The organism is Streptomyces sp. ID05-26A (assembly GCF_033794685.1).
Lineage (GTDB): Bacteria > Actinomycetota > Actinomycetes > Mycobacteriales > Pseudonocardiaceae > Lentzea.
In genome coordinates this window covers 142,257-168,269 of record NZ_JARAYZ010000001.1, presented here as the reverse complement: position 1 = coordinate 168,269, position 26,013 = coordinate 142,257, and the positions used below count along the sequence as shown (strand labels likewise).

26 protein-coding genes are annotated in these 26,013 nt (G+C 67.5%); 13 read left to right on the top strand and 13 right to left on the bottom strand.

Features of this window, described 5'->3' with window-relative positions:
* Positions 1–20: 20 nt before the first annotated feature.
* On the top strand, positions 21–353 hold the full coding sequence (locus tag PV646_RS00855; RefSeq protein ID WP_500339519.1) for a hypothetical protein: 333 nt from the start codon (positions 21–23) through the stop codon (positions 351–353).
* Between the two features lie 59 nt (positions 354–412).
* On the top strand, positions 413–1,108 hold the full coding sequence (locus PV646_RS00850; RefSeq protein WP_500339518.1) for a peptidylprolyl isomerase: 696 nt from the start codon (positions 413–415) through the stop codon (positions 1,106–1,108).
* Positions 1,109–1,118: 10 nt separating this feature from the next.
* Here the strand turns inward: PV646_RS00850 and PV646_RS00845 are convergent, their stop codons facing one another.
* From PV646_RS00845 to PV646_RS00820, 6 genes are all read right to left on the bottom strand, one after another.
* Complete coding sequence (locus PV646_RS00845) at positions 1,119–1,661, bottom strand: TetR/AcrR family transcriptional regulator (protein ID WP_500339517.1); 543 nt, start codon at positions 1,659–1,661, stop codon at positions 1,119–1,121.
* Between the two features lie 103 nt (positions 1,662–1,764).
* On the bottom strand, positions 1,765–2,925 hold the full coding sequence (locus PV646_RS00840; protein WP_500339516.1) for an acyl-CoA dehydrogenase family protein: 1,161 nt from the start codon (positions 2,923–2,925) through the stop codon (positions 1,765–1,767).
* A gap of 1 nt (position 2,926) precedes the next feature.
* Complete coding sequence (locus PV646_RS00835; RefSeq protein ID WP_500339515.1) at positions 2,927–4,012, bottom strand: CaiB/BaiF CoA transferase family protein; 1,086 nt, start codon at positions 4,010–4,012, stop codon at positions 2,927–2,929.
* A gap of 265 nt (positions 4,013–4,277) precedes the next feature.
* Positions 4,278–5,399: a Glu/Leu/Phe/Val family dehydrogenase gene (locus PV646_RS00830; RefSeq protein WP_500339514.1), complete on the bottom strand. Its 1,122-nt coding sequence runs from the start codon at positions 5,397–5,399 to the stop codon at positions 4,278–4,280.
* Positions 5,400–5,404: 5 nt separating this feature from the next.
* On the bottom strand, positions 5,405–6,502 hold the full coding sequence (locus tag PV646_RS00825; protein ID WP_500339513.1) for an NAD(P)/FAD-dependent oxidoreductase: 1,098 nt from the start codon (positions 6,500–6,502) through the stop codon (positions 5,405–5,407).
* A 43-nt stretch (positions 6,503–6,545) separates the two neighbouring features.
* The gene (locus tag PV646_RS00820; RefSeq protein WP_500339512.1) at positions 6,546–8,030 is read right to left on the bottom strand and encodes an aldehyde dehydrogenase family protein; all 1,485 of its coding nucleotides are present in this window, start codon (positions 8,028–8,030) and stop codon (positions 6,546–6,548) included.
* Between the two features lie 81 nt (positions 8,031–8,111).
* Here PV646_RS00820 and PV646_RS00815 point away from each other — a divergent pair, with 81 nt between their 5' ends.
* Together PV646_RS00815 and PV646_RS00810 are read left to right on the top strand one after the other, a co-directional pair.
* Entirely contained in the window at positions 8,112–9,029 is a 918-nt protein-coding gene (locus tag PV646_RS00815) for a LysR family transcriptional regulator (RefSeq protein ID WP_500339511.1), read from the top strand.
* Positions 9,030–9,094: 65 nt separating this feature from the next.
* Complete coding sequence (locus PV646_RS00810) at positions 9,095–9,316, top strand: hypothetical protein (protein WP_500339510.1); 222 nt, start codon at positions 9,095–9,097, stop codon at positions 9,314–9,316.
* Between the two features lie 3 nt (positions 9,317–9,319).
* Here the strand turns inward: PV646_RS00810 and PV646_RS00805 are convergent, their stop codons facing one another.
* The 5 genes from PV646_RS00805 to PV646_RS00785 all read right to left on the bottom strand — a co-directional run bounded on the left by PV646_RS00805 (position 9,320) and on the right by PV646_RS00785 (position 13,924).
* Positions 9,320–9,805: a DinB family protein gene (locus PV646_RS00805; protein WP_500339509.1), complete on the bottom strand. Its 486-nt coding sequence runs from the start codon at positions 9,803–9,805 to the stop codon at positions 9,320–9,322.
* The gene (locus PV646_RS00800) at positions 9,802–9,972 is read right to left on the bottom strand and encodes a DUF397 domain-containing protein (RefSeq protein ID WP_500339508.1); all 171 of its coding nucleotides are present in this window, start codon (positions 9,970–9,972) and stop codon (positions 9,802–9,804) included. The genes PV646_RS00805 and PV646_RS00800 overlap by 4 nt, the downstream gene beginning before the upstream one ends.
* Before the next feature lie 13 nt (positions 9,973–9,985).
* A complete protein-coding gene (locus PV646_RS00795) occupies positions 9,986–10,819 on the bottom strand; it encodes a helix-turn-helix domain-containing protein (RefSeq protein WP_500339507.1) in 834 nt (277 codons plus the stop codon).
* A gap of 109 nt (positions 10,820–10,928) precedes the next feature.
* Entirely contained in the window at positions 10,929–12,308 is a 1,380-nt protein-coding gene (locus tag PV646_RS00790; RefSeq protein ID WP_500339506.1) for an ArnT family glycosyltransferase, read from the bottom strand.
* A gap of 29 nt (positions 12,309–12,337) precedes the next feature.
* Positions 12,338–13,924, bottom strand: coding sequence for a thiamine pyrophosphate-binding protein (locus PV646_RS00785; protein WP_500339505.1), 1,587 nt, complete (start codon positions 13,922–13,924; stop codon positions 12,338–12,340).
* Positions 13,925–14,356: 432 nt separating this feature from the next.
* On the opposite strand from PV646_RS00785, the gene PV646_RS00780 reads away from it, so the two are divergent.
* From PV646_RS00780 to PV646_RS00765, 4 genes are all read left to right on the top strand, one after another.
* Complete coding sequence (locus tag PV646_RS00780; RefSeq protein WP_500339504.1) at positions 14,357–14,713, top strand: PLDc N-terminal domain-containing protein; 357 nt, start codon at positions 14,357–14,359, stop codon at positions 14,711–14,713.
* A gap of 194 nt (positions 14,714–14,907) precedes the next feature.
* On the top strand, positions 14,908–15,312 hold the full coding sequence (locus tag PV646_RS00775) for a signal protein (protein WP_500339503.1): 405 nt from the start codon (positions 14,908–14,910) through the stop codon (positions 15,310–15,312).
* A gap of 204 nt (positions 15,313–15,516) precedes the next feature.
* Complete coding sequence (locus tag PV646_RS00770) at positions 15,517–16,338, top strand: hypothetical protein (RefSeq protein WP_500339502.1); 822 nt, start codon at positions 15,517–15,519, stop codon at positions 16,336–16,338.
* A gap of 42 nt (positions 16,339–16,380) precedes the next feature.
* Positions 16,381–16,992: an ANTAR domain-containing response regulator gene (locus PV646_RS00765; protein WP_500339501.1), complete on the top strand. Its 612-nt coding sequence runs from the start codon at positions 16,381–16,383 to the stop codon at positions 16,990–16,992.
* 1 nt (position 16,993) lies between these two features.
* Here the strand turns inward: PV646_RS00765 and PV646_RS00760 are convergent, their stop codons facing one another.
* On the bottom strand, positions 16,994–18,400 hold the full coding sequence (locus PV646_RS00760) for a hypothetical protein (RefSeq protein ID WP_500339500.1): 1,407 nt from the start codon (positions 18,398–18,400) through the stop codon (positions 16,994–16,996).
* Between the two features lie 450 nt (positions 18,401–18,850).
* Between PV646_RS00760 and PV646_RS00755 the strand changes: the two genes are divergently transcribed.
* The 5 genes from PV646_RS00755 to PV646_RS00735 all read left to right on the top strand — a co-directional run bounded on the left by PV646_RS00755 (position 18,851) and on the right by PV646_RS00735 (position 24,310).
* A complete protein-coding gene (locus PV646_RS00755; RefSeq protein ID WP_500339499.1) occupies positions 18,851–20,077 on the top strand; it encodes a branched-chain amino acid ABC transporter substrate-binding protein in 1,227 nt (408 codons plus the stop codon).
* Positions 20,078–20,155: 78 nt separating this feature from the next.
* Positions 20,156–21,070, top strand: coding sequence for a branched-chain amino acid ABC transporter permease (locus PV646_RS00750; protein WP_500339498.1), 915 nt, complete (start codon positions 20,156–20,158; stop codon positions 21,068–21,070).
* A complete protein-coding gene (locus PV646_RS00745; RefSeq protein ID WP_500339497.1) occupies positions 21,067–22,782 on the top strand; it encodes a branched-chain amino acid ABC transporter permease in 1,716 nt (571 codons plus the stop codon). The genes PV646_RS00750 and PV646_RS00745 overlap by 4 nt, the downstream gene beginning before the upstream one ends.
* The gene (locus PV646_RS00740) at positions 22,779–23,597 is read left to right on the top strand and encodes an ABC transporter ATP-binding protein (RefSeq protein WP_189158544.1); all 819 of its coding nucleotides are present in this window, start codon (positions 22,779–22,781) and stop codon (positions 23,595–23,597) included. Before PV646_RS00745 ends, PV646_RS00740 begins: the two co-directional genes overlap by 4 nt.
* Entirely contained in the window at positions 23,594–24,310 is a 717-nt protein-coding gene (locus PV646_RS00735; RefSeq protein ID WP_500339496.1) for an ABC transporter ATP-binding protein, read from the top strand. The genes PV646_RS00740 and PV646_RS00735 overlap by 4 nt, the downstream gene beginning before the upstream one ends.
* Positions 24,311–24,833: 523 nt before the next feature.
* Here PV646_RS00735 and PV646_RS00730 read toward each other — a convergent pair.
* Positions 24,834–26,006: an alpha/beta fold hydrolase gene (locus PV646_RS00730; RefSeq protein WP_500339495.1), complete on the bottom strand. Its 1,173-nt coding sequence runs from the start codon at positions 26,004–26,006 to the stop codon at positions 24,834–24,836.
* Positions 26,007–26,013: the final 7 nt, after the last annotated feature.

The window sequence follows — 26,013 nt, the reverse complement described above, 5'->3', positions numbered from 1 at the left end:
ACACCACCAGAATTCGAGTCATGAAGAAACTCCTCCTGCTGATCCCCGTGCTGGCGCTCACCGCGTGCGGCGTGAAGAGCTACACCTACGAGGCGTTCTACGACATCGAGGGCAACGGCAAGGCCGAGATGACGCTCAGCGTCCCCGGCGGCGCGTTCCAGACCGAGACCGTGGACCTGCCGGTGAAGGACCGCGCCCTGCTCGCCAACGCACTCGGCCGCGTCACGCTCACGGTGAAGCCGCAGACCGGCCAGGCGACGTGCAAGCTCCGCGTGGAGAAGGAGAAGGAGATCACCAGCTCCGGCGCGGAAGCGAAGTGCGAGTATGAGATCACCGAGTCCACGGACAACTGAGCGACCCGTGTGATCCGTTAAGACTTGCCGCCTGCCCCCGGCTCCACTAGGAAACGCGCATGAGGCGAATCGCAGCGGGACTGGCAGTGGCGGCGTTGGTCGTCGGTTTCAGCACGACGGGCACCGCGTCCGCCGACGCCGGCACGGCACGGCCCGACTGCGGCTACACCGCGACCCCCGAGGAGCCCGCCGCTCGTCCGGTGTCCATCCCGCACGACCCGTGGTTCACCAAGGGCAAGGTCCTGGTCAAGGTGAAGACCAACCAGGGTGACATCCCGCTGGTGCTCGACCGCGCCAAGGCCGCGTGCACCGCGCACAGCTTCATCCACCTGGCGCACCGCGGGTTCTACAACCAGACCGAGTGCCACCGGCTCACCGCGTACCCGACGCTGAAGGTGCTGCAGTGCGGCGACCCGTCCAACACGGGCGAGGGCGGCCCCGGTTACAAGTACAAGGACGAGCTGCCGACCGACCTGCAGCCCGCGCCGAACGACCCGACCGGTCAGCGCCGCATCTACCCGCGCGGCACGCTCGCCATGGCCAACGCCGGCCCGGACACGAACGGCTCGCAGTTCTTCCTCGTGCAGTCGGACTCGATCCTGCGCCCGAACTACACCGTGTTCGGCCAGATCCTGCCCGAGGGCCTGAAGACCCTGGACAAGATCGCGGCCGGCGGCATCGCGGGCGAGAACCCGCTCGACGGCCGCCCGAACGTCAAGTCCGAGCTGAAGTGGGTGCTCCCGCTCGGGATCTAGTGCCCAGGGCTCAGTGAGACGCCCAGCCGTTCAATGCGCCGTAGAACGCGTCCGAGAGCCGCCGGACCACCTGCTCGTCAGGTAGTCCGGCGGTTTTCGTCAGGTCGAGGATCTCCCGCGGGTCGAACAACGCGTTGTGCAGGAACCGCGCCACGTTCAGCAAAGCGTCCGGCAGCGCCAGGTCGATCAGCACACCGCGCAACGCCTGGTCCCACGCGCTGCACGTCAGCGCCGCCATCTCCTCGGCGTTGTGCAGGCGTGCCAGAATCCCGCGCTGCGAGGCGAAACGCACTATCACGGGGCCGTGCACGTTCTGCAGCTTCACCCAGCGCGCGACCTGGTGCTCGAACAGTTCTTTGCCGGTCTTGCGAGACCGTTCGCCGTGTTCGACCAACGACGCGATGACGTCTTCCTGGTAGGCCGCCACAAGCGCTTCCACGGACGGAAAGTGCCGATACGCCGTCGCTTGGGAAAGCGCTGCCTTGCGCGCGATCGACTGCATCGTCGCCGTTGCTGGTTCAGCCCGCAGGACGTGCGTCGCGGCATCCAGCAATCGCTTGCGGTTGCGACGCGCGTCACTGCGGCTGTTTGTCTCCTCCGGCAGAACGTCCTCCCACCCGCGAACCCCGTTGCGGAGTGCAGGATAGGGCGAACGATCAACGGAATGCTGCGATTCCGGTCAACGCGTGGCCGATGGATAGCAGGTGGATGTCGGAAGTGCCCTCATAAGTAAGTACGGATTCCAGGTTGTTGGCGTGACGCAAGGGCGAGTACTCGAGCGAGATGCCGTTCGCGCCGAGGACGGTCCGGCTCTCCCGGGCGATCGCGATGGCCGACTCGACGTTGTTGTACTTGCCGACGCTGATCTGCTCGGGCTTGAGCGTGCCGGCCTCCTTCAGCTTCGCGAGGTGCAACGCGAGCAGCATCGCGTTGCTGACCTGCACCGTCATGCTCGCGAGCTTGCGCTGGGTGAGCTGGAACGACGCGATCGGCTGGTCGAACTGGATGCGCGTGCCGGAGTAGGCGAGGGCCGTCTGCAACGAATCCCGCGCGGCACCGACAGCGCCGAACACGATCCCGAACCGGGCCTCGTTCAGACATGTGAGCGGAGCACGCAAGGAAGTCGCGAGCGGCAGCCGCGCGCTTTCCGGCAGCCGCACGTCCTCCAGGACCAACTCGGAAGTGACGGATGCTCGCATGGACAGCTTCTGCTTGATGTCCTGTGTGGAGAATCCCGGCGTGCCGCGAGGAACGAGGAAACCTCGAATCCCCTCCTCCGTCCGCGCCCACACCGTCGCCACGTCCGCGAGACCACCGTTCGTGATCCACGTCTTCGTGCCGTTCAGCACCCAGTCCGCTCCGTCGCGCACCGCCCGCGTGCGCATGCCGGACGGGTTCGAGCCGAAGTCCGGCTCGGTCAGCCCGAAGCACCCGATCGCCTCACCGGCGGCCAGGCGCGGCAGCCACTCCTGCTTCTGCTCCTCCGAGCCGTACTTCCAGATCGAGTACATCGACAGCGACCCCTGCACGGACACGAAGCTGCGGATGCCGCTGTCGACGGCCTCCAGCTCCAGGCACGCGAGCCCGTACGCGAGCGCTGACGTGCCGGCACACCCGTACCCCTCCAGGTGCATGCCCAGCACGCCGAGCTTGCCCAACTCCTGGGCCAGTTCGCGCGGCAGGATGCCCGCCTCGAACCACGAGGCGACGTGCGGCCGGACGTGGTCGGTCAGGTAGGCCGCGACCGTGGCCTGGATGTCACGCTCCTCGTCGCTCAGCAACGACGGGATGTCCAGCAACTCCAACGGGTCCTGCACGTCACTGCTCCAGTTTCGGCGGGCGCAGCCGGTACGTCACCGGCGTGCGCGACAGGCGGATGGGGTTCGCGACGAGGGTCATGTCGCCGATCGTCGCGGTGGGATCGAGGTCCAGCGACTCGGCCAGCGCGAACGCGTGCGCGACATCGTTGACAGGACCGCACGGCACGCCCAGCGGCGTCAGCGTCTCGAACCAGTGCTGCGCGGGCCGCGCCCGCAACCTCACCGAGAGCAGCTCGAACAGCTCGTCCACGTTCTCCACACGATCGGAGTTCGTGACGAACCGCGAGTCCGTCGCCAGCTCCGGCACGTCCAGCACCGAGCACAACCGGCGGAACTGCCGGTCGTTGCCCACCGCGAGCACGATCGGCTGGTCGTCCGTCGGGAACACCTCGTACGGCGCGATCGACGGATGCCGGTTGCCCATCGGCTTCGGCACCGAACCGGCCAGCGTGAACCCGGCGCTCTGATTCACCATGCTCGACAACAACACCGTCAGCAGGTCCAGCTCGACGAGCTGACCCAGCCCCGTCGCCTCCCGGTGCCGCAGCGCCGCCAGGATGCCGACGCACGCGTGCAACCCGGTCAGCACGTCGACCAGCGCCACGCCGGTCTTCACCGGCTCGTACGGACCGGGTCCGGTCACGCTCATCAACCCGCCCACGGCCTGCACGAGCAGGTCGTAGCCGGGCAGGTCCGCGCCCTTGCCCGAACCGAACCCCGAGATCGAGCAGTAGACGAGGTCGTCCCGCCCCAGCGACTCGTAGTCCAGCCCGAACTTCTTCATCGTGCCCGGCTTGAAGTTCTCGACCACGACGTCCGCCCGGGCGATCAGCTCGCGCGCCTCCTCCCGACCCGCCTCGGTCGACAGGTCGATCTGCACGGACGTCTTGTTCCTGTTGACGGACAGGAAGTACGTCGCCTCGTCCTCGTAGTGCGGCGGACCCCACGCGCGGGTCTCGTCGCCCCTGCCGGGCAGCTCGACCTTGACCACCTCGGCACCGAGGTCACCCAGCATCATCGTCGCGTACGGCGCCGCGAGCACCCTGCTGAAGTCCGCGATCACCACGCCTTCGAGGGAGCTCATACGCCCTGCCTCCACTGCTTCGTCGTTGTGCGCGACGACGTCGCGTGTGACGACGAAGCGTGTGACGTCACCGCTGGATACGGCACCGCTGTTGCACGCGTCGTCTTGCACACCACTGCCTTTGCGCGCGCCTCCGTCCGTGGACGCGCCTCCGCCGTCGCACACGGCAAAGCCGTTGCGGGCACCACCTTCGTGCGCGCCACCGTCACGCGTGCCACCGCAGACCTGCCGCCGGAGTCCGCGACCGCCGCACCTGCGAGCGGGCTCACGCGACCCGCCCCCGCAGCTTCATCGCGGCCAGCACGCGTTCCTGCGCCAGCTCGCGCGCCGCCACGTGCGTCGTGGTGCCCCGGCTTCGTGCCTCGGCGATGATGTTCACCGCGTTGGCTCTCAGCTTCGAGGACACGGCCTCCAGCACCGTCGCGGGGTTCACCGGGAACGGTGAGTACCGCGCGTCCATCCCGAACGCCGCCGCGACCACGCCGCCGGCGTTCGCGATGAAGTCCGGCACGACCGTGATCCCGCGCTGTGCGAGAACCTCCTGCGCCGCAACGGAAGTCGGCAGGTTCGCACCCTCGACCACCAGGGTGGTGTCGAGCTCGCCCGCGAGTTCCGCGTCGATCACGTCCTGCAGGGCGGCCGGCACCAGCACGTCGCACGGCACCCGTAGTTCGGCACCGAGCGCGCGGACCCCGCCGTACTGCCGCACCGCGAGATCACCGAACTCGGCCCGCAGCTTCAGCAGTCGTGCGACGTCCAGGCCGCCGGCATCCACCAGCGCCCCGTGCACCGACGACACGGCGACGACGACAGCGCCCAGTTCGGCGAACCGCTTCGCCGCCGCGGCGCCGACCGCGCCGAACCCTTGTACCGCCACGCGTTTGCCGCGCAGCTCCACCAACTCGTCCGCCACCTCGGCCACGCCGTACCCGGTGACGCCCAGCTCGTCGTACGGAAGACCGCCGAGTTGAGCCGGTGCGCCCATCATAGCGCCGCGGTCCGACAGTTCGTCCTGGACGATCGCGGCGTCCCGTTCGGTGAGGCCCATGTCGAGCCCGAGCACGTACTCGCGCGGCACCTCGTTGGAGAGCTTGCGCGCGAACGCCCGCAGCGCCGCTTCCTTGTCGGGAGAGGAAGGATCGAACACGATCCCCGCCTTCGCGCCGCCGAAGAACAGGTCGACGCCGGCCCACTTCCACGTCATCACGCGCGCGAGACGGGCGATCTCCGCGACCGTCACGTGCGGGCTCATCCGCGTGCCGCCCTTGCCCATGCCGCGCGCGGTGTTGTCGATGACGAGCACACCTTTCATGCCGGTGCGCCGGTCGGACACGCAGACGACCTTCTCCGGCCCCCACTCGTCCATGAGCTCGAGAACGTCCATCACATTCCTCACACGCAGTTGAGTTCCGGCCGCGCCTGGTCGGCGGCGAACCTGGAGGCGTCCAGACTGGACACGTCGACGAAGGGCTCGCGGTCCAGCACGAGGTCGCGCACGACCTCGCCGACCGCGGGGCCCTGCAGGAAGCCGTGCCCGGAGAAGCCCGTGGCGTAGAAGAACCTTCCCGCCGAGCCGATCAGCGCGTTGTGGTCCGGCGTCACCTCGTACAGCCCGGCCCACCCCTCGCGCACGCCCACGTCGAGCAGCCTCGGCGCCCGCCTGCCGATCGCCTCGGTGAGCCTGGGCAGCCACGCGTCGGACATGTCCAGCTTGAAGCCCGGTGTCTCGTCGGGATCGGACATGCCGAACAGCAGTCCCCGGCCTTCGCGGTGGAAGTAGAAGGTGCTGCCGAAGTCGATCGTGAAGGGAGTCACCCGATCGTGTAGCTCCGGCATGGGTTCGGTGAACATGATCTGCCGTCGCAGAGGGGAAACCGGCAGGTCGACGCCCACCATCTCGCCGATCTCCCGCGACCAGGCACCCGCCGCGCAGACCAGAGTTCCCGCCGAAACCGCCCCGCGGTCGGTTTCGACGCGAAAACTGTCGGACCCCGTCCCTACGATCGATCTCACGGTTGTTCTGGTGTGGAAGCGGACCCCGAACCGGCGGGCCGCGGTGGCATAGCCCAAGACGACGGATTCAGGCGTGCAGTGCCCGTCGTCGGGCGAGTAGGTCGCCGCGAGCAGACCGTCCGTTTCGATCAGCGGCGAGATCCGCCGAGCCTCCTCGACAGTCAGCATGCGACTGCGCACGCCGAGGGAGTTCTGGAGATCGACGTTGCGCTCGAACGCCGTGACGTGTTCCCGAGAAGAGAGGAGGAACAGGTAGCCGACCTGGTGCAGATCGATCTCCTGCCCCGGACGCTGCGGAAAGCGCTGGAACAGTTCGAGTGAGCGAGCTCCGAGCCTGATGTTCAGTTCGTCGGAGAACTGGGCGCGCACTCCACCCGCTGCCTTGCAGGTGGAGCCGGACCCCAGGTCATCCCTCTCCACGACCACGACGTCCCGGACTCCTGCCTCGGCGAGGTGGAAGGCAATGGATGTGCCCATCACCCCGCCGCCGATGACGACCACCTCTGCTCGAGCGGGCAGCTCAGGCGAGGCGGTAGTCAAGGTTCGCCTCGATCGCGAGAGTGTCCATCTGCGCTTTCTGCAGCTTTCCCGAGTAGTCCCAGTTCATGGACTGCCAGCGGGTGAACTGGTCGAGCACCCACACGCCCGACTGCCGGGAGCCGTTGCCGCTCTTGCCGTTACCGCCGAACGGCAGGTGCGCCTCGGCCCCGGACGTCGAGTTGTTGACGCTGACCATTCCGGCGGAGATGCCGGCGCGGAACCGGAAGGCCTTGTTCGGGTCCGTGGTGTAGATCGAGCAGGAGAGGCCGTAGCCCGGCTTGTTGCCGAGCTCGATCGCCTCGTCCAGGTCCGAGTACCTCATGACGCCGACGATCGGGCCGAACGTCTCCTGCAGGAACAGTTCGTCGTCGTCGCGCACACCGGAAACGATTGCGGGGTGGTAGAAGAAGCCGTTCTCACCAGTGAAGCCGTTGCGGGGACTGGCGGCCGAGATGCGGCCGGTCGGGCCGTGCACCGTGTGGTGCTCGCCGATCCAGCCGAGGTACTTCTCGTACGCCAGCGCGAACTTCTCGTCCAGCAACGGTCCATAGAGGACATCGCCGGTCGGGTCGCCCACGGTGGCGCCGCCGACGGCCTCGACGAACCGGGTCAGGAACTCGTCGTACACCGACTCGTGCACGATCGCCGTGCCGAGCGAGGTGCAACGCTGGCCCGCGGAGCCGAAGCCGGCGAACAGCGCGCCCTGCACGGCCAGGTCGAGGTCCGCGTCCTCGGTGACGACCATCGGGTTCTTGCCGCCCAGTTCCAGGCACGGCGTCTGGAGGTGGCGTCCGCACAGTTCGCCGATGCGCACACCGACCTCGCTGGACCCGGTGAAGCCGACCTTGTCGACGAGGCCCTGCTGCAACGACTGCTCGAGGCCGTCGAACGTTTCCGAGCCGTCGGCGAAGACGATCTCGAACACCCCGGCGGGGATGCCGGCTGCCTGGAACACGTCGTAGAAGGCCTGGGCCGACGCGGCGGAGTACTCGGCGGGCTTCCAGACGACCGAGTTGCCGCACAGCAGCGCGGGGATGATGTACCAGGAGGGCACGGCGACGGGGAAGTTGCCGGCGGTGATGATCGCCGCGACGCCGACCGGGTTGCGGAACGTGAAGAGCTGCTTGTCCGCCATCTCCGAGGGGACCGTCTGCCCGTAGAGGCGCCTGCCCTCGCCGACGAAGAAGTTCGCCGTGTCGACGATCTCCTGGACCTCGCCGCGGGCCTCCGCGATCGGCTTGCCGATCTCGCGGGTCACGAGCTGGGAGAGGGGTTCGAAGTTGGCCTCGACCAGGCGGCCGATGTTGCCGATGACCTGGCCGCGCACGGGCGCGGGTACGCGTGCCCACGCGCGCTGGGCTGCCTTGGCCCGCCGGGCGGCGTCGACGAAGGCGCTGCTGGTCCCGAGCTCGATCTCGGCGACCACGTCAGAGGTGTTCGACGGGTTCGTGGAGATGTAGGGCATGCCTCCACCCTGGTCGCTGTGGGATGGATGCGCCAGAGGTCGCAGAATGAAACCTCGCGACGTCGAGCATAAGCTGACCTGGTGCTCAACCCGGTTCATCTCCGCACACTCGTCGAGGTCGTGAAGACGGGTTCCTTCGCCGAGGCCGCCCGCCGTCTCGGCTACACGTCGTCGGCCGTGTCCCAGCAGATCTCGGCGTTCGAGCGGGCGGTCGGCGTGACGCTGTTCGAACGCGAGGCGCACTCGATCAGGCCGGCCAGCGCCGCCCTGCTCATCGCCGACCGCGGCGGCGAGCTGCTCGCGGCGTTCGACGGGTTCGAGCACGAGGTGAAGGCGATGGTGCAGGGCCTGCGCGGGCGCCTGCGGATAGGCACGTTCCCCACGGCGAGCTCGCGGGTGGTGCCGAAAGCACTGGCGAGGCTGCAGGTGGAGCTGCCGGGCGCCGAGATCCGTCTCGACGAGGCGGAGCCAGACGCTGTGCTGCCGCTGGTGCTGACCGGCGAACTCGACCTGGCGCTGGTCTACGCGTACGACCTCGTCCCGCGCACGTGGCCGGACGAGCTGACGGTGCTGCCGCTGCTCGACGAGGCGCTCCTCGTCATGGTGCCGAGCGGGCATCCGGCAGCGAAGAACAACGTCAGGCTCGAAGACCTGAAAGAAGAACGCTGGATCGCTTCTCGCGACGGCACCGCCGGCGCGACGTGTCTGACGCGACTGTGCGCGGCGGCGGGCTTCGCACCGAAGATCGCCTTCCGCAGCAACGACTACGAGGTCGTGCAGTCGTTGGTGGCGGCCGGTGTCGGTGTCGCACTGGTGCCCGCGCTCGGGTACAAGGAGCTGGCCGGCACGCACGCGATGCCGTTGCGGCACAAACCTTTGCGCAGGCATGTGCACGTCGTCCACCGCACCGCGAACACCAACCCGTTGCTGCGCGACGCGGTGAACGCACTGCAGGAGGTCTGCCAGAACACCGTGGGCGGCTACATAGACCAGCCATGACCAGCGCCGTGCGATCGTGGAGTTGATCCCGGTGTGGCCGGGTGAGGTCACTGGTTGAGGATGCGATGGGTGCTGTTCAACGCTTCAGGAAGTTCTTCGTCGAGCGGGTTCTCGCGTTCGGCCTTTACATGGGGTTCGCGTTGATCACCAGCCTGGTGCTGTGGTTGCAGACCACTTTCTGGTTGGCGTTCGCGTGGTTCGTGGGCCAGCACGTGATGTTGTTCGCCGGTATCGCGTTCGTCGAGCTGCGTGACCGGTGGCGCGCCCGTCGCGGTCGCACCGGCTGAGCTCTACTCGCCGGTCTGACCGTCCGCGAGTTCGCGGAGCAGGTCCAGATGGCCCACGTGGCGCGCGGTTTCCTGAGCCACGTGGGCCAGGATCCACCGCACGGTGCGCTTGCCGTCCGCTGCCGTCGCGTCCGGGTCCAGCTTCTTCAGCGCTTCGGCGTTCGCCCATTCCTCGCGGTAGGCCTGGATGAGCGACGCCGGGGTGTCGTCGTCTTCGATGTTCCAGGACGGGTCCGGGTCGCCCTGCCACAGCGACGGCAGGTCGAGGCCCGCGCCCGCGATGCACAGCCAGTACCGCTCGACGGCCGTCAGGTGCTTGAGCAGGCCGAGGGGCGTCAGCTTCGGGGACGTGGCGATCGGGGCCGTCGCGGCCTGGTCGCGGGTGAGGCCCTCTACCTTCATGACCGCGGTCTTGCGGAGGAAGTCCAGGAACTCCCAGGCGAGAACGCCTTCGTCGTGGGCGAGGTTGGTGGGCCAGGATCGGGTCACCGGGTGAGTTTGTCAGCCTTCGTCGCCGTGAGGAACGCGGTCCACGTGCTTGGTCCGAGCGCGATGTGGGTGGCTGGAGCCTTGCTGTCCCGCACACCGACGCCGTGGCCGATCTCCACGCAGTCGGTGCCGTTGACGCTGTAGGTGCTCTTCCGCCACTCGGTCATCTGACGTGCCCCCTCATGAGGTCAAGCGTTCGATCAACTCCTTCGATTGTTCCGCATCCAGCGCGGCTTGGTCGAGCGAGCTCACGATGTTCTTGTACGCCTTGGCGGAGCCTCTGTCGTCGAGGAAGACGGCGTGGTTCTCGGCATCGATGAACACGACGGGTTCCAGCTTCTCGAACGTCATGAGGGTGAAGGATCCCGCCAGGCCTGCGTGTGCCCCCAGCGATGTGAGCAGAACTCGATAGGTGATGTACGGGCGGACTCCCATGGTCACGAGGTGGTGCAACTGGTCGGACATGACCTCGGAACTGCCGACCGGGAGCCGCAGTGCCTGCTCGTGGATGTAGAACGTCATGTCGCAGCGGCGTCTGAACAACTGCTGCTGACGAGCGGCACGAGCCGCGACGCGTTCGTCCGCCTCACGCTGGGGAGTGTTCGGGTTGCTGGCGATCAACGCGCGGAAGTAGTCCGGCAGCTGGAGAGGTCCGGGGATGAGGTTCATGCTCCAGCAGATGCTCTCGGTGGCTACCGCTTCGTGTTCGCTGAGCGTGCGGGGCAGCACCGGTTGCCTCTCGCCGTGCACCTGGAGCCAGCCTGATCGGTCGGCCTCGCGGAACACCGCCAGCAGGTGGTCGGACTCCTCGATCGGCGTGCGGCAGACGCCCAGCAGCCGGACGAGGTCGTGCTCGCTGATACCTCCCTTGCCGTTGAGCAGGTCGGACAGCTTGGCCGGGTCCCAGCCCGCGAGGTGGGCGGCGCCGCGTCCGGTCAGGCCCGCCTTCTCGAGGGCCGCGCGTATGCCCGCGCCGAACTCCCGACCTCGGACCGTGGAGTCTCTCTTTGGCATGAAATGAAGTTAGAGCCACACAACCTGTGTTTCCACCAGGTTCGGGCGAATTCAGCCGAAGAGGGGTTCGTGGTGGAGCAGTTCCAACGTCCTAAGTGGCCGGTGCTGCTCAGTAGTAGTGGCGCAGCTTCGGCCAGAAGGAGTCCCATGGTTCCGTTGGTGCCGTGCAGACCTTTATCTCCGTGCCGTCTTCTTCGTTCTCCACGGGGTTGTGGTGCGTGGCGACGACCCCGCAGTCGTCGAACGGTGGCTGACTGAACCCGACCAGCAGGACTTTGGAACTGGTGGACTCGGGAGGTCCCCAGTCGTAGAAGGACATGTGACCCGAGTACGTGTGGATCTCGGTGTAGGCCTCGATCGCGCCGGCCTGGCCGTAGTTGCGGGTGATGACGACGGGGCGGTCGTTGTCCTGCCAGGCGTCCTGGACGGTCAGGGCCAGTTCGCGCCAGCCGACCTGTTCGCCCTGTTCCGGGTTGATGGCGATGACCGGGCCCAGGGCGTTCGGCGGGAGGATCGGCAGGGAGCCGACCAGGGCCGGTACGACGCTCAAGGTCACCAGGACGCTGCCGAGCTTCTTGTTGCTCTGCAACCACTCCTGGGCCTGGCGTGCGCCTGCGGCCATCAGGACGAGCAGCAGCGGGACCGCGTAGTACGGCTTGCCGCCGGTGACGAGGCACAGGACGCAGAGGATCGGGTAGGCGAGCGCGATCGAGCGGAAGGTCCTGTCGCGCCAGAGGTTCCGGAGGCCGATCAGCCACACCGGGACGAGGAGCGGGGACAGCATCAGGAGCTGCATCGGGACGAACATGATGCGGTTCTCGGTGCCGTCGTCCTCGCTGATGCCGCGGGCCACCGTGAGCAACGGGAAGTCGTGCAACGCCTGCCACACCACCACCGGAGCGGCGATGACCGCGCACACCGCCACGCCTGCGGGGAGCCACCACGTGCGCAGGACGGTGCGCGGGCCCACGGCCAGGAGCGCGCCGCCCAGGGCTGCCAGCAGCAACAGCAGGAGCCACTTGTTGGCCAGGCCCACGCCTGCCGTCGCGCCGAGGGCGAGCCACCAGCGGCCGTCGCCGGATTTCAGGAGTCTGACGGCGAAGTAGCCGATCAGGACCCAGATCAGCAGATCGATGGTGGCGGTGGAGAGCATGTGGCTCACGGCCAGGACGAACGTCGACGTCGCGGAGGCGGCGGCGGCGAACGTGGTGCCGCCACCGAGTTCTTTCGCGGTCAGGGCGACGACGACGGTGATGGCGAGTGCGAAAAGCGTTGCCGTGACGCGCAGGCCCGTCGGGGTCTCGCCGAACACCTCGGTCGTGAGGCGGGCGAGGATCGGCGTGATCGGCGGCTGGTCGACGTAGCCCCAGTCCGGGCGTTTGCCGGCCGCGATGAAGTAGAGCTCGTCGCGGTGGAAGCCGTAGCGGCCCGACAACGCCGTCAGCACCGCCGCCTGCACGACGAGCACGATCCCCAGGCCACGTCCCATGAACGGGAAGGTACCGAGGAGATGCCTGATCAAGTGGCGTTTTTGCGGTACCAGCGCGGGGACGTGGTGATCGGCGGGTCGAGGTGCGCGTTGACGACGATCATGTTCGGACCGGAGGCCGCGGCCAGTGCGTCCGCCAGGCCGTCGAATCCGTTCAGAGTGACGGCCGGGATGCCGAAGCTCTCGGCGAGCCTGGCGAAGTCCGGGCGGGTCAGGTCGACGCCGCTGATCGCGTGGTTCGCGATCCGCTGGTCGTAGCGGAGCATGCCGTAGCCGCCGTCGTCGACGAGCACGATGGTGAGCGGCAGGCCTTCTTGCCTGAGCGTGGCGAGGTCGCCGCACGCGAAGAGGAAGCCGCCGTCGCCCACGACTGCGATCGTGCGGTGTGCGACGGCGGCGCCGATGGCCGCCGGGAAGCCGAAGCCGAGCGTGCCCCAGCCGACCGGGTAGGCGAGGCCACGGGGTTTCGTGACGTGGTGGAAGCCGCCGATCCAGTAGCCCGGGATGCACATGTCGGCGACGATCGTGGCGTCCGTGCCTTCCAGCGCCCGCAACAACTTCAGGGCCTCGGGGGAGTCGGCTTCGGCCAGCGCGCGCACCTCGGCGTTCACGGCTTCGACGTCGACGGAGGCTTCCTTGGCGGTCACCCTGGCGGCGAGTGCGGCGGTGACGGCGGCCGCATCGCCTTCCAGCGTGACGTCCGCCTGGTAGTTCTTGTTCGCCTCGGCCTTGTCGATGTTGACGGCGAGCAGGGCGGACGGCTGCGGCTGCAACCAGTTCTGGGTCATCATGCCGTCGAAGTCGGTGCCGATGCCGATGACGAGGTCGGCGTCGTCCCACAGTTTGCCTACGGGCGGTGCGTGCACTGGGCCTCGCACGACGTGAGGGCTGTCCGTCAGGCCGCGCGCGCCGTACGTCGTGATGATCGGTGCTTGCAGTTTCGCGGCCAACGCGCTGATCGCGTCGCCGGCTCCTGACCGTGCCGCGCCGCCGCCCGCCCAGATCAACGGTCTCGTCGCCGCGGCGACAAGGCGTTCGGCTTCGGTCAGGTCGACGATCGCGCGGGCGGGCTCGGCCCTCGTGACGGTGTGGTGCGGGACCTCGGCGGAGAGGAAGTCAGTGGGGATGCCCAGATAGACCGGACCGTGCGGGCTCCGGGTGGCCTGCTGCACGGCCTTGTCCGTGTACGCGGCCACGTCCACAGCGGAGGGAACGTCGAACGACGCCTTGGTGACCGGGACGAACATGGCCTTCTGGTCGCGCGTCTCGTGCAGCACGCCGCGATGGACGCCGGGCCTCCGGAGCGTGGACGGGATGTCCGTGGCGATCACGAGCACCGGGCTGCCGGACGCCCACGCCTCGCCGGTGGCGCCCAGGGTGTTCGCCGCGCCGGGGCCGGTGGTCACGATCGCCACACCCAGCCTGCCCGTGGCACGTGCGTAGCCGTCTGCCGCGTAGACAGCCGTCTGCTCGTGGCGCACGCCGATCATGCGGATGCCCGGGTGTAGTTGCAGCGCCTCCCAGATGGCGAGGTTGTGCACGCCGGGCAGTCCGAACACCACCTCGACGTCGTGCGCGGCCAGCACGTCCAGCAAGCTCTCGGCACCCTGGGGCATACCTCCGACGCTAAGGCCTGCTTACGGCCTGGACAACGGACGTGCAGCAAGTCTGGTGCTCAGCGTCAGGCGCGGAACGGCTCGGCGGCGTGTTCGTTCAAGTGGTCCAGTCCAACTGGGACGGTGTGAACGTTCCGGCCCGCGAAACGTCGTTCGAATCGAGTGGGGGCAATTCGGGACGACGCGGCGGAGTTCGGAATTGGGGCCTGTTGTTGCTCCTTTTCCTCCAGCGGGGTGAATTGGTTGCTCAGGTCGGCGGGCAGCTGCTGTGGGCCTGATGGCCGCACGAGGCGAGACGCCGTCAATGGGGCTTTTGTTTCGGCGGATTCACAGCTTCGTGAATTGGCTGCGAGATGATTGACGTGTGAACTGTGTTCTTGGAGTGGCTCTTGTGTCAATATGTGCGGCGACCGCACGACCTGGGGGTAGGAGATGCTGTACTTCGGTGGGCTGTTCGGAGTGGTGATGCTCGGCGTGACGATCTTCGCCGTCGTGGACGTGATCACGACGGACGAGGGTTCTGTTCGTAATCTGCCGAAGATGATGTGGCTTCTCCTGGTCTTGCTGTTCCCGTTGGTGGGCTCGATCGCCTGGTTCGTCGCGGGCCGTCCGGTGGTGGGGACCGGGCGCGCGCGATTCGGGGCGCACGAGCGGAGTGCTTCTGCTTTTCCCGAGTACGACCGGCCGGGACGGTTCGCGGCCACTCAAGCTGACGACGATCAGGAGTTCCTGCGCCGCTGTCGTGAGCGCGCGGAGGAACAACGACGCAAGGGACGCGAGAACCAGTGAGGATTGTCCTGCTGTTCTTGGTTGTTCTGCTCGCCGGTTGTGGCGGAAACGCGCAAATGGCGGCACAACCCCCCACCTCTCAATCGTCCACATCGGACAAACTGGCGCCGGCCGACTTCCAGGCCCGCTGGTGGACCTGGGCTTCCCAGCCGTCCGGCAGCAATCCGGTGTCCGACACCTCCGGACGCTTCTGCATGCGGGACCAGCCCGTCGAGGTCTGGCTGCTCGCCGGGACGCTCGCTGAAGGTCCGGTCGAACGGCAGTGCCGGGTCCCCGCCTCCAAGCCGTTGCTCGCACCCGTCGTGAACCTCGCGAGCGACGTCACCTCCTGCGAGACGTTCATGAAGCGCGCACAGGGCGAGGTGCTGCTGGACGGCTCGACGCAGACGCTCACGAAGGTGTCCGCCACGCCGTTCACCTACGAGGCGCGCGCGGGCAACCCGTACGGCACGGCGGCCGGTCGGATCAACTCCGTGGGCTGTGGCCTCTACGCGTGGATCCCCGCGCCGGCGTCCGGTGAGCACGAGCTCCTGATCCGCGGTTCGGGAGGCGGCAAGGAGGTCGACGTGAGGTACAAGCTGATAGTCGGCGCCGACTAGCCGGGAAAAGCAGGTGCGCCGGTCCGGTACCGTGGTCAGTGGCGTCCGAGCAGACGTGAGGCTGGAGCCACTCCCCGGCAGCGAGTGGCATTCTCCGCCGCAGTGTTCAGCAACTCCTGCTCGCTGAAGCGAACCCGACCACCTAGACGCGTGCACATGCGTCCTTGTCGGCCGAGCCGGGCGGCGGAAACGAGGACTGCTGTCATGGCACGTCTGTCCACGACGGACCAGCTCGCCGATCTCCGGCGCGCCTACACGGGCGAGAACCTGTCCCAGGCGGTTCCGGCCGTCCGCGACGGGGCCGCGTTGCTGCCCGACGCCACCACCGAGGCCCAGCGTCAGCTGGAGGCCAAGGTGCTGCTCGCGGGCTGCACCGCCGCGAGCATGCTCCAGCTGATGCCGCCCGCGAGCCTCATCAGGCCCGCCCACGCGTTCCGGAGCGTGGAACCGGGGGAGACGCTGAGGCTGCACCTGAACACCAGGGCTCTCGGCCCGCTGCTGTTCGAACTGCTGCCGCGCACCGAGGGCGGGTTCGGCATGGGCGTCGCCGGTCTCGCGCACCGGCAGTACCGGAGGTCGGCCGAGCTGGCCACCGGGGACGCCGGGGTCGTGCTGGCCGGGGTCGACGAGCAGGCCTGGGACTTCGGCATGCGGTACGTGCGCTGGATGCACGAGCACCGCGGCGTCGAGTACACCGACGGCGGCGGCAACGACGACGAAATCGCCGAATCGGCCACTGGGAGCGCCCTGCTGCGCCGGGTACACCTGTGGCATGACGCCAGCTGGTTGCGCGCACTCCCGATGGGCGGGGCCTGGTTCACCGAGTGGGCCGGTGGTCCCTCCGAGGACGAGATCCGGCACAGGCTCGGCCACCCGCAGTTCGGGACCACCCGGCAGATCGTGCTGCGCCGCCTCGACGCTCCGACCGAGGACGTCGAGGAAGGCCTGCGGACCTATCCGTGGCCTGAGGAGTTCGTGTCTGCCGTCACGGCCGGTGAGCCTGATCAGCGGCCTGACCACCGCTAGACTGCGCTTTCGCCCGCAGGAACGATCGTCAGGAGGACCCCGGTGACCCAGCAGGCTGCCGAGGCCCAGTCCGAAGCCACGCGCAAGGCCCCTCGCGTGCTCGTCGCCGAGGACGAGGCGCTGATCCGCCTCGACCTCGTGGAGATGTTGCGCGAAGAAGGCTACGACGTGGCGGGCGAGGCCGCAGATGGTGAAGAGGCCATCAAGCTCGCGACCGAACTCGACCCCGATCTGGTGATCCTGGACGTCAAGATGCCCAAGGTCGACGGGATCGAAGCGGCGCAGCACATCGCGGGCAACCGGATCGCGCCGGTCGTGATCCTCACCGCGTTCAGCCAGCGCGACCTGGTCGAGCGCGCCCGTGACGCGGGTGCGATGGCCTACCTGGTCAAGCCGTTCCAGAAGCGGGACCTCGTGCCCGCGATCGAGCTGGCGATGAGCCGGTTCAACGAGCTGGCCGCGCTGGAGCAGGAGGTCGCCGGGCTCACCGAGCGCCTGGAGACCCGCAAGGTCGTGGAACGCGCCAAGGGCATTCTCATGACCAAGCAGGGTCTGAGCGAGCCCGAGGCGTTCAAGTGGGTGCAGCGCACCGCCATGGACCGCCGCACGACGATGAAGGCCGTCGCCGAGGCCGTCATCGAGAACTTCGGCTGAGTCAGCTTCTGCTGAGTTCGAGCAACACGGAGTCCGTCTGCCGCCCCGGATCCTCGGGGCGCAGGCGGACTTCGACGTTGTGGCTGCCTTTCAGTTCGATCAGCAACTCGTGCCGGCCACCTACGCCACCGGGTATCGGCACGGTCGCCGCGAGAGAGCTGTCGACGTACACCTCGAAGCCCGCTATCGGCGCCACAGAGCGTGCATGGGCGGCGTCGAGGGTGATGACCAAGGTCACCTCGTTCGGGCCCTTAGCGGTGAACTCAGCGGTCATGACGGGCAAAACGGGCGGTGGCTCGGCCGGGGCGTTCTCCAGTTTTGCCGGCGACTGGCCGGGCACCTCCAGATAGCTCTCCAGCACCTGGGCCTGCGACGCGCCGGGCATCCGCAGCACGAACGGCGTCAGCGCGTGCGCACCGGCTTCTCCGAGCAACTCGGCGGGCACGTCTCCCACCAGCGTCAACTCGCTGTCCTCCGCCGCCGACCAGCCGCTCACCTCCGGCCGCAGCGGCACCCTCGCCGGTCCGAGCTCCGCGACCAGGCCGTTCGGATCACCGCCGTCGCCGAACCGCACCGTCGTCCGCAACCGTGCTGAAGACGCCGCACGCAGCGGTGCGCGCGCTATACCGATGTTCGGCGCCTCCTCGTCGGGTGCGAGCACGCGCAACGTGCCCGCGACGACCGGTGTCTCGGTCACCTCGGCCATGGGCTGAAGGCCACCCGTGAAGCCGATGGCATCGATCTCCACACGTCCGGGATAGCTCGGCGGCGGGGTCACGCTGACCAACACACTCGCTTCACGCCACTTCGGCACGACCGGCAGCGACGCGATCTGGGCGCCATCTTGCATGACGCGCACATCGTTATCTGTCAGCACCGCTTCGAATCGATGCAGAACGCCTGCTCCCCGCGTTCCGGGGGCGACCGAGTCGTCCACCACCACGCGGATCGCATCAGGAGGAGGTATGGGTCCGAGCCGGTCGGGCGTTCCGGGGACCAGGTCGAGCACGAGCCTTCCGCGTGGCCCGGCCGCGTCCGTCACGACGGCCACCCGGCCCCGTTCGCCCGACTCGTTCAGCTGCATCGGCGTCCGTGCGCGCAACACGGCCGTGTCGTTCCCGCACGGCATGTCGAGCACAAGGCGGCCGCCGGAACCCGAACTCGGGTTGACGCACCCGCGCCGTCCGCTCAGGTGGTAACGGCGTTCGAAGAACGTGTCGTCGAAGTCGTCGAGCCAGCCGTTGATCGTTCGGCGCCAACCGTCGTCGCTCGGCCGTTCCTCCGCCCTGACCGGCGAAGATCGCTGGCCGAACGCGTCGACCGCGCGCACCTCTGGCCGGCCGGAGCCCGCGATCTCGGGCGCCACGACGAGCTTCCCGTAGACCTCGTAGCCGGCCGCGCCGTCCACGGGAGTCCATTGGACCCGACCGTCGCTGCTCCAAACGGTGGGTGGAGGGCTGGGCTGCGCCGGCGGAGACGAAACCTTGACGAAATCTGCCGTGTACTTAGTTAAGCGAACGGCCTCTGAACTGGGCTTCTTCGAGGCATCATCAGTGGCACGCAGAACCAGCACCGCCGCGACGATGATCGCGACAGCGCCTACCGCCGTGATCACCCGGCGACGCGGAGTCATACGTCCACGTTATGGCAGCCGTCCAAAGAGTGAACGAAGGTTACAGTCTGTGAGATTGCTTAAGTGAAACATAACGCCGCGTTGCGTTATGGTCACGAGCCCATTGGCTTTGATGACTGCGGTCACAGTCATCGCCTAGGTTCCGGCCATCCCTCAGGAGAGGGTGATGGAGCGGCGCGCGGAGATCTCGCGTAGCCGGGAGCAGGGATAGAGGAGGGACATCACGTGCGTAAGCACTCTGTGAAGTCCGCAGCGATCGTCGGTGCCTCGCTGCTTGTTCTTGCAGCCTGTGGCTCGAACAAGGATGAGGGCAGCGGTAACAACGGGGGCAGCTGCGACACGTCGAAGGGCACTCTGACCGTCGGTGTTGTCGCCCCGTTGTCCGGGAACCTGTCCGCTCTCGGCGTCGGCATCAAGCAGTCCGCCGAGCTCGCCGTGGACGAGGCGAACAAGAAGTGCACGGTCAAGGGCTACAAGCTGACGGTGTCCGCCCAGGACGACGAGGCCAACCCCGCCAAGGGTGCCCAGGCCGCCACGAAGCTGTCGACCGACCCCAACGTCGTGGGTGTCGTCGGCACGCTGAACTCGTCGGTCGCCCAGACGGTCCAGCCGATCCTGCGGGACAAGAAGATCCCCCAGGTGTCGCCGGCCAACACGAACCCGTCGCTCACCAGGGGCAACGACTTCCTGACGGCCCCGAAGCGCCAGTTCGACAACTACTTCCGCGTCTGCACCACCGACGACCTGCAGGGCCCGTACGCGGCCAACTACCTCGTCGAGAAGGCCGGCAAGAAGAAGATCGCCATCATCACCGACGGCAAGACCTACGGTGAGGGCCTCGCGGCGGAGCTGCAGAAGCAGGTCACCAAGAAGGGTGGCACGATCGTCGGCTCCGAGAAGGTCGGCGAGAAGGACACCGACTTCTCCGGCGTCATCGCCAAGATCAAGGCCCTCGGCCCGGAGGCCGTCTACTACGGCGGTGAGTACCCCGTCGCCGGTCCGCTGTCCAAGCAGATGAAGGACAACGGCCTCGACGTTCCGCTGATGGGCGGCGACGGCATCTTCGACGGCAAGTACATCGAGCTCGGCGGCAAGGAGGGCGACCTCGCCACCTCCGTCGGTGCCCCGACCGAGTCCCTGGCCACGGCCAAGGCCTTCGTCGACGCGTACAAGGCGAAGTTCGGCAAGGAGGACTACGCCGCCTACGGTGCGTTCTCCTACGACGCCGCGAACGCGATCATCGGCGGCCTCGCCGCGACCGTCGACGGCGCTGCCTGGGACGAGTCGAAGCGCGACGCCATGCTGCAGAACGTGGGCAAGTACAGCGGCTCCGGTGCCACCGGTGAGGTCAAGTTCGACCAGTACGGCGACAGCACCAACAAGGTCCTGACCGTCTACCAGGTCACCTCGGCCAAGTGGAAGGACGTTCAGACCGGCACCTTCACCGGCTGATCGACTACCTAAACACTGATTGAAGCCACGGCGGGGGCGGGCGTTCTTTGCTCGCCCCCGCCGTCTACGGAGGTAGTCGTGTCAGTCCTGTTCCAACAGCTGGCCAACGGGGTCATTCAGGGTGCGTTGATCGCCCTGATCGCCCTCGGGTACACGATGGTGTACGGCATCATCCAGCTGATCAACTTCGCCCACGGCGAGGTTTTCATGGTGGCCTCGTACGGAGGCCTCGCCACGTTCACGCTTCTTCCTGACGACCTCAAGAAGTCGCCTGCCGTGGCCCTGCCGCTCATGTTCGTCGGCGGCATCGCGGTGGCGGTCATCGTCGCCGTGATCATGGAACGGTTCGCCTACCGGCCGCTGCGCAACGCACCCCGGCTGGCACCGCTCATCACAGCGCTCGGCGTGTCCGTGTTCCTGCAGGAGGCTGTGCGCGTCTTCTACCCGAACGCGAAGTCCAACCTGCCGTACCCGAAGGTCTTCCCCGAGGGCAACCTGACGATCGGCTCGGTCAACATCTCCTGGACCGGGATCCTGCTCGTCGCCCTCTCGGTCGGCCTCGCGATCATCCTGCAGACCTACATCAACCGCTCGCGCATGGGCCGCGCGATGCGTGCGACCGCGCAGGACCCCGACACCGCGAAGCTCATGGGCGTCAACCCCGACCGCGTGATCGTGCTGACGTTCATCATCGGCGCCGTGCTCGCCGGTGTTGCCGGCATCATGTTCGGCGGCTACCTGAACAACATCAACATCGACATGGGCTTCCAGAACGGCATCTTCGCCTTCACGGCGGCCGTCCTGGGTGGCGTCGGCAGCATCCGCGGCGCGGTCATCGGCGCGTTCATCATCGGTCTGATCAAGACCATCGCCGGTCAGTACATGCCGGGTGGCACCCAGTACGACTACGTCTGGATCTTCGTCGTGCTGATCCTCGTGCTCGTCTTCCGCCCGCAGGGTCTGTTCGGTGAGCCGGAAAGGGTGCGCGCATGAGTACGGTCGACACGACTTCTGGCAAGCCTTCTCCGCTCGCCTCGCTCGGCAAGCCGTTCGCGGCGGCCGGTGGTGTGCTGGGCATCGTCGCGGCGCTCCTGCCGTGGGTCACGTTCAGCCTCAACGACGGCAACTGGCCGGACAAGTCCACGCTGCAGTTCTTCGACGCGCCGTTCGCCCTCACGGGCTTCCGCTGGCACGTCCTCCTGCTGGGCGTTCTCATCCTGGTCGCGGCGTTCGCACCGGTTCCGTCCAAGGGCCGGGTCGTCCGGGCGCTCGGCTGGGGCCTCACGATCGTCTCGTTCGTCAACGCCATCTACATCACGGTCAAGGGTGGTGGCCTCGGCGCCATCACGGCCGTCGACGGTGCCACCGCGTTCGGCGGCGTGGTCGGCCTCGTCGCGGGTGTGCTGACGATCCTCGCGGGCTACGGCATCGGCATCACGCCGGTCGGCGAGTGGAAGTTCAAGATCTCCACCCCGGTCGCGTACCTGGTGCTGCTGGTCTCGTTCGGCGCGGTGCTCTACGCCGTCGCCGCGATGCTCACCACCGGTGGCGTCGGCTCGGCCAACCCGTACGCGGGCGCGATCTTCCTGTCGTTCCTCGGGTTCGCCGGCGGTCTGCTCGGCGCACTGAGCGGCGTCGGGTTCGTCCGCTGGATCTCGGCCCTGTCCGAGCAGCACCGCGTCTTCAGCGTGATCGTGCTGGCGGCGTGCGCGCTGCTGCTGCCGTTCACCGAGGCGGGCAACGAGTACTGGATGACGGTCGCGGCGAACATCGGCATCTACGCCGCCACCGCGATCGGCCTCAACATCGTCGTCGGTCTCGCGGGTCTGCTCGACCTCGGGTACGTGGCGTTCATGGGCATCGGTGCCCTCGTGGCAGCGAACTTCTCCGGTGCCGCCACCGCGTACTTCGGCTTCGACCTGCCGTTCCCCGTCGCCGCCGTCATCGCGGCCGTCGTGGCCGGCATCTTCGGCGCCATCGTCGGTTCGCCGACGCTGCGGGTCCGCGGTGACTACCTGGCGATCGTGACGCTGGCGTTCGGTGAGATCTTCACCCGCTCCGCGCAGAACGACATCGGTGGCTTCACCAACGGCTCCAACGCCATCCCGGGCATCCCGGCGCTGTCGTTGTTCGGGGCGGAGTTCAACAAGTCGTTCACCATCGGCTCGGTGAAGTTGCCCGCCGGTGTCCTGTACTACGTCCTCATCGTGCTGCTCGTCGCGGCGACGATGGCGGTGTTCGCGAACCTCAAGTTCAGCCGCATCGGCCGTGCCTGGATCGCGATCCGCGAGGACGAGGACGCCGCCCGCGCCATGGGCATCCGCACCGGCAAGATGAAGATCCTCGCGTTCCTCATCGGTGCCATGCTCGCGGGTCTCGCGGGCGCGGTGTTCGCACACAAGAACGGCACCGTGTCCTACGAGTCGTTCAAGTTCCTCGAGTCGGTCACGCTGCTCGCGGCGGTCATCCTCGGCGGCATGGGCTCGATCCCCGGTGCCGTTCTCGGTGCCGCGCTGCTGTTCGTGCTGCCCGAGAAGCTTCGAGACTTCGAGGACTACCGCCTTATGATCTTCGGCCTCGCGCTGATCCTGATCATGCGGTTCCGGCCGGTCGGCCTGATCCCCGATGCGCACAGGCGCGCTGAGATGGTCGAACGCGCCGACGAAAATGCCGAAGAGGCGCATGTGGAGGCGAAGAAGGCATGAGCACGCCGGTGTTGGAGGCGCGTGACGTCTCGATGGTCTTCGGTGGCCTCAAAGCGTTGAAGGGCGTCACCCTGACGCTCGAAGAAGGCAAGATCGTCGGCCTGATCGGCCCGAACGGCGCGGGGAAGACGACGTTCTTCAACTGCCTGACGGGTCTGTACACGCCGACCACCGGCGAGGTGTTGCTCAAGGGCAACGTCCTGCCCGGTGACCCGGCGAAGGTGACGGAGGCGGGCGTGGCCCGCACGTTCCAGAACATCCGCCTGTTCCCCAGCATGTCCGTGCTGGAGAACGTCATGGTCGGCCGCCACGTCCGGATGAAGCAGGGCCCGCTGGCCTCGCTGTTCCACGGCCCGGCCTACCAGCGCGGTGAGAAGGCGGCTCGCGAGCGGTCGCGGGAGCTGCTCGCGTTCGTCGGCCTGAACAACGTCGACGACGAGCTCTCGCGCAACCTCCCGTACGGCGACCAGCGCCGTCTGGAGATCGCGCGTGCGTTGGCGACGGACCCGGCGGTGCTGCTGCTGGACGAGCCCACGGCGGGTATGAACCCGCAGGAGACGGAAGCGACGCAGCAGCTGATCTTCCGCATCCGCGAGACGGGTGTCTCCGTCGTGGTCATCGAGCACGACATCAAGTTCATCTTCGGTCTGTGCGACTCGGTCTCCGTGCTCGTGCAGGGCGAGCTGCTCGTCGAGGGCAGCCCCGAGGTCGTGCGGGCGGACCCGCGGGTGGTCGAGGCCTACCTCGGCAAGCCCCCGGACGAAGTCCAGCACGACGTCGAGGCCGCCGCTGCTGCTGAGGAGGAGCAGGCATGACCGCGCTGCTCGAAGTCCGCAACCTCTCCGTGTCCTACGGCGCGATCGAGGCTGTCCGCGACATCTCGTTCACCGTCGAGGCCGGCCAGATCGTGTCGTTGATCGGCTCGAACGGTGCGGGCAAGACCACGACTCTGCGCACCATCTCCGGGTTGTTGCGGCCGACGTCCGGGTCGATCCGGTTTCAGGGCAAGGAAATCCACAACGACCCGGCGCACGCGATCCTCGGTGAGGGCATCGCGCACTGCCCCGAGGGGCGGCGGCTCTTCCCTCGGATGACCGTGGAGGAGAACCTCCAGCTCGGCGCCTACGTCCGCAAGGACGACGGTGTCGAGGCGGACATCCAGCGCGTGTACGACCTGTTCCCCGTGCTGGGGGAGCGCCGGACCAACAAGGCCGGGCTCTTCTCCGGTGGTGAGCAGCAGATGCTCGCCATCGGCCGCGCGATGATGTCGAAGCCCCGTCTGCTGATGCTCGACGAGCCCTCCATGGGCCTTTCGCCGATCATGACGCAGAAGATTTTCGACACCATCAAGGAGTTGCAGTCGCTCGGCACCACCATTTTGTTGGTGGAGCAGAACGCGTTGGCTGCGTTGGCGTTGTCGGATCACGGGTATGTGATCGACCTTGGTAAGACCACTTTGGACGGTCCTGGGCATTCGCTCCTGGCTGATCAGCGGGTTCGTGACGCTTATCTGGGTGAGGCTCACTGAGGGTTGGGTTGTGGGAGCGGGGCGGGGGTTTCCTCCGTCCCGTTTTCGTTTGTCTTGGGTGTCGCTTTGTCCTGTGGTCGCCTTGCGATCCGCTGACCTTGTCTCGTGGTCGCCTTGCGTTCCGCGACCTTGCGGGTGGTCGCCTTGCGAGTGGCGGGTTGCTGTTGCGTGCTTCCCCTGGGGGCTCTGCCCCCAGACCCCCGGCAATCTGATCAGGGGGCCCGCGCCGCCCGTAGGTAGATGGCACGCCTGTTGCGTTGGGCGGCTGCCTGTTGCGTACGTGGGTGCGTTGGCGGTGGGGTCCCATCACGAGTCCCACCAAGAGCGGGCCACACCTGAGGGGTGAGGTCAAGTCGACGAAAAGCGTGTCGACTTGACCTCACCCCTCAGGTGCAGCAAGAGCTATGGCGCGACTCGTGATGGGACCCCACCGCCCTGACCTTGTGCCAAAGGCCAAAGACCAAGGACAGGACGGCTCGCCTGCGGCATCGCTGTGGAGCTGTGGAGCGGAGTTGTGCTGCGGTCAGGTGCGGTCGAAGTCGGCCAGGATTCGGGGTAGGGCCAGTTTGGCCGCCTTGCCGTGGTTCACGTCTGCGCCCAGGTCTACCAAGTTGCTGTGGGCGTGGTGCTGCTTCAGGCGTTGGGCGCAGTAAGCGGAGGTTTCCAGCAGGGTGTCCTTGTCGCCGGACGACGAGTAGATCGTCACCGGGACTGTCGGGCGCCAGTCGCAGTAGCTGTCGGCCTCGCGGAGCTTTGCTCGCAGGATGCCTGTGGGGTGCTGCATGCGCTGGTAGTAGGAGTCGGTCAGTAGTTCCCGCATGGTGGCGGGGAGGTGCTGGAAGATTTCCTCGTTGCGGTGCTCGCCATCGAACAGGGACTCGATCGACGGGTCGCGGAAGACTTCTGCCGGGGTGTCGTAGAGGTCGAACAGGCGGTTCCAGGCCACCGTCCAGTACGCCATGTACGCGACGCCGTTGGCGATTTCGTCGTTCAGCGCCTTGGTTACCAGCAGGCTTGGCTTGAACGGGCCGCCGATCGGGGCCAGTGCGCCTGCTTTCAGGTTGCGGTCTGCGCCGCGCTGTAGGGCCTGGCCCAGGGCCATGGCCGCGTGGCCGCCCTGGGAGTGGCCGGTGATCATGACGCGGCGGTCTGGGCGTAAGCCCCTTGAGGTGGCGTATTCGCGGGTTGCCCGTAAGGCGTCTATCGAGGCTGTGACGGTGGACTTCGCGTCCACGTACGGGTGGAAGCCCGGGCCGGTGCCCAGGCCCAGGTAGTCCGGGGCCGTGGTCAGGTAGCCGGCGGCGGCGAAGAGGTAGGTGGCGGCTCTGTCGTTGCCGTCTGCCACCGAGGCGACCGAGCCCCGGTAGCCCGTCGTGCCGTGCAGCCAGGTGGCCTGGCGCGGGGTGCGGTCGGCGTTGTCGGGCAGGGCGATCAGGGCGCTTGCGGTTGTCGGTTTTCCGAAGGCGTCGATGGTGCGGTAGGTGATGCGCTTCGCGGTTACGGCGAAGCGGACGCGCGAGGCGTCCAAGGCGTGGTCCCCCAGGTATTTCACCAGCTGGCTGGTGTCCATCGTGGACACCGGGACGACGTCGAGGAGGCTGCCGCGGGCCGGGTGTGCGGACGCGGTGGCCGGGACCGTGGCCGCGACCAGCGCGCCGCACAGGGCCGCTGCTGTCAGTCGAGTCGTGAAGGTCATGCGGTCC